Source organism: Acinetobacter sp. MF4642 (genome assembly GCF_002018925.1).
GTDB lineage: Bacteria > Pseudomonadota > Gammaproteobacteria > Pseudomonadales > Moraxellaceae > Acinetobacter > Acinetobacter johnsonii.
The window spans coordinates 1-6,006 of sequence record NZ_MVON01000054.1 but is presented as its reverse complement, the minus strand read 5'-3'; the positions used below and the strand labels follow the sequence as shown (position 1 = coordinate 6,006).

10 protein-coding genes and 1 pseudogene are annotated in these 6,006 nt (G+C 36.9%); 5 read left to right on the top strand and 6 right to left on the bottom strand.

Annotated features, from left to right (window positions below):
* On the bottom strand, positions 1-716 hold a 716-nt coding region (gene mobQ / locus MF4642_RS16045), incomplete at its 3' end, for a MobQ family relaxase (RefSeq protein ID WP_078426833.1).
* A 187-nt stretch (positions 717-903) separates the two neighbouring features.
* Here mobQ and MF4642_RS16040 point away from each other — a divergent pair.
* Positions 904-1,191: a hypothetical protein gene (locus tag MF4642_RS16040; protein WP_004647572.1), complete on the top strand. Its 288-nt coding sequence runs from the start codon at positions 904-906 to the stop codon at positions 1,189-1,191.
* 2 nt (positions 1,192-1,193) lie between these two features.
* Positions 1,194-1,505, top strand: coding sequence for an HU family DNA-binding protein (locus tag MF4642_RS16035; protein ID WP_004647573.1), 312 nt, complete (start codon positions 1,194-1,196; stop codon positions 1,503-1,505).
* Here MF4642_RS16035 and MF4642_RS16030 read toward each other — a convergent pair.
* The 3 genes from MF4642_RS16030 to MF4642_RS16020 all read right to left on the bottom strand — a co-directional run bounded on the left by MF4642_RS16030 (position 1,489) and on the right by MF4642_RS16020 (position 3,895).
* On the bottom strand, positions 1,489-1,797 hold the full coding sequence (locus MF4642_RS16030) for a hypothetical protein (protein WP_004647574.1): 309 nt from the start codon (positions 1,795-1,797) through the stop codon (positions 1,489-1,491). The two genes, MF4642_RS16035 and MF4642_RS16030, sit on opposite strands and share 17 nt — an antisense overlap.
* A complete protein-coding gene (repM, locus tag MF4642_RS16025; protein ID WP_004647575.1) occupies positions 1,794-2,723 on the bottom strand; it encodes a replication initiation protein RepM in 930 nt (309 codons plus the stop codon). The genes MF4642_RS16030 and repM overlap by 4 nt, the downstream gene beginning before the upstream one ends.
* A gap of 743 nt (positions 2,724-3,466) precedes the next feature.
* On the bottom strand, positions 3,467-3,895 hold the full coding sequence (locus MF4642_RS16020) for a hypothetical protein (RefSeq protein ID WP_000877730.1): 429 nt from the start codon (positions 3,893-3,895) through the stop codon (positions 3,467-3,469).
* Between the two features lie 195 nt (positions 3,896-4,090).
* On the opposite strand from MF4642_RS16020, the gene MF4642_RS16015 reads away from it, so the two are divergent.
* The 3 genes from MF4642_RS16015 to MF4642_RS16005 all read left to right on the top strand — a co-directional run bounded on the left by MF4642_RS16015 (position 4,091) and on the right by MF4642_RS16005 (position 5,141).
* Positions 4,091-4,387, top strand: a complete 297-nt coding sequence (locus MF4642_RS16015; RefSeq protein ID WP_004282231.1) for a BrnT family toxin — start codon at positions 4,091-4,093, stop codon at positions 4,385-4,387.
* Positions 4,377-4,592 carry a hypothetical protein gene (locus tag MF4642_RS16010; RefSeq protein WP_004647566.1) on the top strand — a complete coding sequence of 72 codons (216 nt, stop codon included), beginning with the start codon at positions 4,377-4,379 and terminating at the stop codon, positions 4,590-4,592. Before MF4642_RS16015 ends, MF4642_RS16010 begins: the two co-directional genes overlap by 11 nt.
* Positions 4,593-4,727: 135 nt before the next feature.
* Positions 4,728-5,141 (top strand): hypothetical protein, encoded by a 414-nt coding sequence (locus tag MF4642_RS16005; protein ID WP_004647568.1) that lies wholly within the window; start codon positions 4,728-4,730, stop codon positions 5,139-5,141.
* Between the two features lie 6 nt (positions 5,142-5,147).
* On the opposite strand, the gene MF4642_RS16000 is transcribed toward MF4642_RS16005, so the two are convergent.
* The gene (locus MF4642_RS16000; protein ID WP_004647569.1) at positions 5,148-5,627 is read right to left on the bottom strand and encodes a hypothetical protein; all 480 of its coding nucleotides are present in this window, start codon (positions 5,625-5,627) and stop codon (positions 5,148-5,150) included.
* Positions 5,624-6,006: pseudogene (locus MF4642_RS15995) on the bottom strand (MobA/MobL family protein); the annotation flags it as partial. The gene MF4642_RS16000 and the pseudogene MF4642_RS15995, both read right to left, overlap by 4 nt.

Here is a 6,006-nt window from a genome sequence, read left to right as displayed (position 1 = left end):
CGGCTGATTTCAGTGTCTATGCCTTGTCTGCGTAATTGGGTGACTTTGCTGCCTTCGTGGATGGTTGCTTGTAGTCCATTATTTTGATCGGCATAGCTGCGGTGGTCTATTTTTTCTCGGTAGCCTGCACGTTCCAATGCCTTGTTGGCTAAGTTTGCCCATGTTTCTCGAATTTGCTTAATATCTTCTTGGGTTGTACCCATACCAAGGCTTTTTCGTTTGGCGTTGCTGAGTTCAATATCGGTTTTGGTGGTCAGGGTGAGTTTATTATCTGTGTCCAGTTCTGCCTTTCGGGTGGTGAGCATGATATGGGCGTGGTGGTTTTTATCATTACCGCCTTTGCTGGGTTCATGGATGGCTAAATCTGCGATCACGTCATAGCGATCAACTAAGGACCTGGCAAAGTCTTTTGCCAAGTCCTTACGTTGATCAGCGTCTAATTCATCAGGTAGGGCAATGACCCATTCTCTAGCGGTTCGGGCATCTTTGCGGTTTTCGGTTTTTTCTGCCAAATTCCAAAGCTCAGCACGGTCAATTTCAATATCTAAATTAGACAGAATTTCAGAATGGGCGACACCATCTTTTCTCGTAAAGTCATGGGTCAGTCCTGTGCGTTCATCTTCTAATTTTTCCCCTGCACGATATGCAGATGATGCAACCGCAGTTCGTCCCGAACTTCGGTTAACCGTTTTAGTGGAACAATGATAAATTGCCATGCAGTCACCTTGGGGTGCTTTTGCTTTTGGGGTTAAGGGGTATCCCCTTACGCAAACTTTGACTTGGATGAAATCCAAGTCGTAAGTGCGCATTTCATGAAAAACACGATAGCATATTAACCGCTTGAATTTCAATTCATAGGTTCTTATGCTTGAGTGGTTTTCCTATATCCCGAAATGAACCGTTATGACCAAATCAGCCGAAAATATCGAAAAGAAAATTGAAGCTCAGTTAGAGAAGCTAAAACAGTTAAAAGCACAAAAACAAGCTATCGAAGCTAGAGAAAGATCGAAGCAAAAAGAGCAAGAAAGAAAGGATGATACTCGACGTAAAATTTTGCTCGGTTCTTATTTAATTAAAAAGATGCAAAGTAATGAAGCTAACAAAGAAAAAATACTCATGGAACTTAATGAATATTTAACTGAAAATAGAGATAGACAGCTTTTTGACTTACCAAATATTGAGGAAAATTAATTATGAATAAAGCCGATTTAATTGCCAAATTAGCACCTAAATTAAATATTAATCAAGACGAAGCAAGAGTTGTTCTTAATTCTGTTCTTGAAGTCATTACAGAAGCCCTAGTTGAAGAAAAAAATGTCCGATTAGTTGATTTTGGTACTTTTTCAGTAAAACAACGTCCAGAAAGAATGGGACGCAATCCTAAAACTGGAGAAAAACTTAAAATTGAAGCTAAGGAAATCGTTACTTTTAAACAAGGTAAGGCTTTGGGAGAGCAATTTATTGTTAAGCCAAAGCAAAAAAGTAAAGCTAAGAAGAAAGCCTAATTTTTCTTAGCTCTTTGTTTTCTTGTTCGGCTTTATACTCTGGAATTAGCTCATTTAAGACCTTTTGGATATTTTTCTTATCTTCGATCTGCAAATTATCCCGATAGTAAATTAAGTCCTCTATTTTGCTTTCCATCTGCATTTTTTCGGTGGGTTCGGCATTTTGGGATATTCGGGATAATAGGAAGATATAACCGCATATATTTTCCCTCGCAATTTCATAATTTACGATATCGAGGTATTCAGCTTGTGTGCCGTGAAGTTCTTCTAATAGGTTGGTTAATTTCATCATGCTTGAAACCCTGCTTTTTCTAAACATGGATAAAGCTCTCTGAACTTTTCAGGCTCTAAAAGCATGTCAGCGATACGAATAGCAAATTGCTGAAAACTTTCCGTACCTTGTGAGTATTTGCTCATTTCGGGCATTTCAGACATTTTATTGGCAAATAAGTGGCGCTGAGCATCGGTCATTTTGATGAAAAAATCAGGGGTATTGGGATCACGTTTAATTTCAATTTTCGGCTGTGTTTTTTGCTTAAACCTGAATGAAAACCCAGTGATGGTACGCCCTTGCTTATGCTGTTCATAAGTGGTTTTTATATCCGTATGCTCATTGATCTGGGTAATAGCTGTGTCTAATACACGGTTTTTAAAATGATGCATACGTTGATATTCATCATCTTCAACACCTAAATTTTTACGTAATTGTTGCAGTTCAAAAATTGGTGTTTTACCAACCTCACGCCAGGCGATTAATAATTCATAAAGTCTGGTGGCGTACTTACTGGTTAAGTGTGCAACTTGTTTGGCTTCGTATTTCGTAAAATGTTCTTCTAATCGAGTGATTAACGGCACTACGTCAGGTGCGAAAGTAATTTCTAATAGCGCTAAGTCATCTACATAAAAAATACGACTAACCCAACGAGAGCGAACAACACCCACTTTTCCTGTTTTTTTGTATTCTGCTGTATAGCTAAACTGTCTATTAAATAGATTGTTTACAGCTTCTTTTAGAGCTTTATAGGATGCATCTGCCGATACATTAAAGAGCTTTGCATAATCACTAGCATGTATTTCTAGTTTGCTATCTGCCGTGATGCCCTGTCCTAATTCCCTTGCATTAATTATCGCCAGCATAATTAAACGCTGTTCTGTTAGTTCTAAATTATAACTGGCGTTTATTAATGCATTATCTTTCACAACTAAACCATTTTTCATATTAAATACACGTTATTATTAATGTGTATTTAAACACTACATATAATGTGTGTGTAAATCAAGAGAATTTGTGTGCTTATACAAGAGAATTTGTGTGCTTATACAAGAGAATTTGTGTGCTTATACAAGAGAATTTGTGTGCTTATTGAGATTGAAACCCTCTGATACCAATGCTTTCATAGGGTCTAAAAGCATTTAAAAGCTTTAAAAATAATTAAAAGCCTTTTGGCAGGGGAGTGGAACTGCCCTAGGTACTCGCTAAAGCTCGTACTCTATTGAAGCTCGTTCCTCGCTTCGAGGGGCAGTTTTTAATTAATACTGTTTGTGATATTCAAAAGTAAAAGCATTGATAATGTATTCGCTTCGCTCATATTTTTTGAAAAGCAAAAGCTCCAAAGTTCGCACCCATTCGGGATGCTCTGTACCTACCGTTTAAAATCGAAAGTGAGCTTGTAATCAGAGAAAAGGCGAGCGTGAAATTTTGATGATGCTCAATCGCTCGTAGACACTCGCTCGGTTCTTATTATCTAGGTTTTAATTATTTAATGGAGCTAATCAAAGTTGTGAAACATTGATCAAAGAATAGGCGTGGAACGTTAAAAATCATAAAAAAAGCCCACCTTGGGGAAGATGAGCTATCAACTAGAAACTACAGCATTGATTTCTAAAGATAATTATAACGCATTTCGTATAAGGTGTATTATGTTAATTTTAGGGAAATTTAAGAATCTCTATGCAATGGTTTATTCAATATTCTTTGATTTCTTATCTTTTAGGTTAATCAGAAATAGCCAATAACATAAGCCAGGAAATAGAGCCATAAAGATAGTCCATGTATCTGTATACATCTTCCACCACTCTTTCGAAATTTCTCCTGTGTGACTCCATCCAAAAAGAATAAAAAATGGAGTAGCAATAATTATAGAGGCAATACAGATAGTTAATAAATTAAGACTGTTATAACGATTTAAAAGAATTGAGAATATGAAGCTGAAAGGTACAGTCAAAATACAATAAGCCAAGTAGACAAGACCGTGCCCTACAAGAACCACTAAAATCGAGTATAGGCTGTATTCCTGATTCATTACGATAAACAGGACTGCTGTGAAAAAAAGTAGTGGTAAAGGAGAAAGTAAGAGAGCTTTTACTATTTTTTCATTTGAGTATTTCACTAATTTAATTCTCTTATCTACTCAATAAATAATAATACTATAACGATTTTATTGGAGGTTTTTTGATTCTATTTAACATAATGGCTGTTATACGAAATTTAGATGTTAGAACCCATTTAAATTAATGCGTTATTGAATAAGTAACACCCTCTAAGTAGAATTTTAGAAGTTGTAAATCTAGGAAAAAGGCTAAACATGCCCTTGATTGAGTATTACGGTCTGCTATTTGAATGGCACGATAAAAAAATGGAAATAGTCTATCGAGGGCGTGAAATTACTTTTGAAGAAGTATGTAGCGTTTTTCTTGATCCAGAGCTGATATCCTTTGACGATCTTGGTCATTACGATGAGCAACGGCTAATATCAATCGGTCTAAGCAATCGTGGTAGACTACTAACAGTGGTTTGGGTTGAACGTGGTGATGTTGCAAGAATCATTACTGCTTTTGAGCCATCGCACAATCAAAAGCGGAGGTATAACCATGCAAAATGAATTAGAACGCTATAAAAATTTTGACCCTACCAATGCGCCAGTAGTAAAACCAAAATTTGTGAAAAAATTACAAGAACGCCATGCGATTGCTCAAGCAAAAGCTTTTGATGCAGATGTTGTAACTTGGCTAAGTTCTCAAGATAATGAAACAAAACAGCATATTAACGAGATGGTTCGCCATATCATGGCATTGAAACGTGTTTAATTAAAATTTAGCTCGATGCTTTGAAATGTGGCTTTAGCCATGTTTCAAAGTCGAGCCACTTTGCGTGCACCGGTATAAATTGAAAAATGAAAGAAACCAAGCAAAGTACTGTCCTATCTCATAATTTGGTTAAGTATGAAAATATACAATCTATTCCATAGTTTTTTCGTCATCTCTGTGCTTACTGGCTGTATAGCAAAGCCTGCCTTAGTTTCTGATGCTATAGAACCTGTAAAACCTGTAATTTTTATTAAGCAAAGTCCTGAAACAAAGATTTATATGCTCTCAATGACAGGTGGAAAATTACATTTAGATCGACATGGTTGTATTCGTCTAAACAGTGATACTGATCCTTTTATTATTTGGGCTAATAGCAGTGAATTAGAATATACAAATGATGGTAGGATCAGTATTACCAATAAATTTAATAACCATAAAGTTTTTATAGGCGATGAAATCAGACTTGGTGGAGGTATGTACCCAACAAAACTCCAATCTATCCCAGATGTTTGTACCAAGCACGGTTATTGGCTTGCAGCTCCGCTTTAACAAGCATTATTTAGGATCAATCACACAATAATCTTTGTTTGGCCCGTGACAGTCATTTTTCATGATCCGGACACAAGATTTACCATTGCAATTTCTAATATCTAGATTATATCTTTGCTCTAGCCAAGCTGCTTCTGCACGACGTTCTTTAATCTCGTCAAAACTTGGAATGAATAAAAATATGAAAGATAGGAAAACCAACACCAGACTAAGGAAAATTGCACATAATAGGGCAATGAATCTGTAGTTCAGTTTATCGGTAGCTTTGTCTAATTCATGAATACGGCCTTGAAGGGTGCGTGTAGCTTCCTGATTCGCGTTATTTAGGGTCTTTTTACTCTGTTCTAGCACTCCACTAGCTACTTTGCTATAAAACGTCTCTAATCGCTTGTTATCGTCTGCTATGGCTTCTCTGTATTCCTTCATAGATGCCAATAAAATATATAATTGATCATTTACATCTAAATCATCGTTTTGGTTGCTCATAATGACATTCCGCCCTGATCTAAGTCTTGTGATGCCTTACGGGTAGCTCGCTCGGCTTGTTGATGTTCTAGTTTTTGCTGTCGTTGTATTTCGGCTTGGTGTTCCAGTTCTAGGCGTTTGCTTTCTTGGTTCTTCTGCCATTGTTCAAAACCTTGATCAACACGGTTTAAACCTCGCTGTAAAACGCTCTCTTTCTGCTGTTTTTCTTGGTGAAGCTGTTGGGTATTTTGTTGTTTGACGTTGTCATTAAAACGGCTGATTTCAGTGTCTATGCCTTGTCTGCGTAATTGGGTGACTTTGCTGCCTTCGTGGATGGTTGCTTGTAGTCCATTATTTTGATCGGCATAGCTGCGGTGGTCTATTTTTTCTCGGTAGCCTG

Coding starts and splice junctions, on each gene's coding strand:
- MF4642_RS16010 (WP_004647566.1), top strand. CDS start 4,377: ATGCAAAATGAATTAGAACGCTATAAAAATTTTGACCCTACCAATGCG.
- MF4642_RS16005 (WP_004647568.1), top strand. CDS start 4,728: ATGAAAATATACAATCTATTCCATAGTTTTTTCGTCATCTCTGTGCTT.
- MF4642_RS16040 (WP_004647572.1), top strand. CDS start 904: ATGACCAAATCAGCCGAAAATATCGAAAAGAAAATTGAAGCTCAGTTA.
- MF4642_RS16015 (WP_004282231.1), top strand. CDS start 4,091: ATGCCCTTGATTGAGTATTACGGTCTGCTATTTGAATGGCACGATAAA.
- MF4642_RS16030 (WP_004647574.1), bottom strand. CDS start 1,797: ATGATGAAATTAACCAACCTATTAGAAGAACTTCACGGCACACAAGCT.
- MF4642_RS16035 (WP_004647573.1), top strand. CDS start 1,194: ATGAATAAAGCCGATTTAATTGCCAAATTAGCACCTAAATTAAATATT.
- repM (WP_004647575.1), bottom strand. CDS start 2,723: ATGAAAAATGGTTTAGTTGTGAAAGATAATGCATTAATAAACGCCAGT.
- MF4642_RS16000 (WP_004647569.1), bottom strand. CDS start 5,627: ATGAGCAACCAAAACGATGATTTAGATGTAAATGATCAATTATATATT.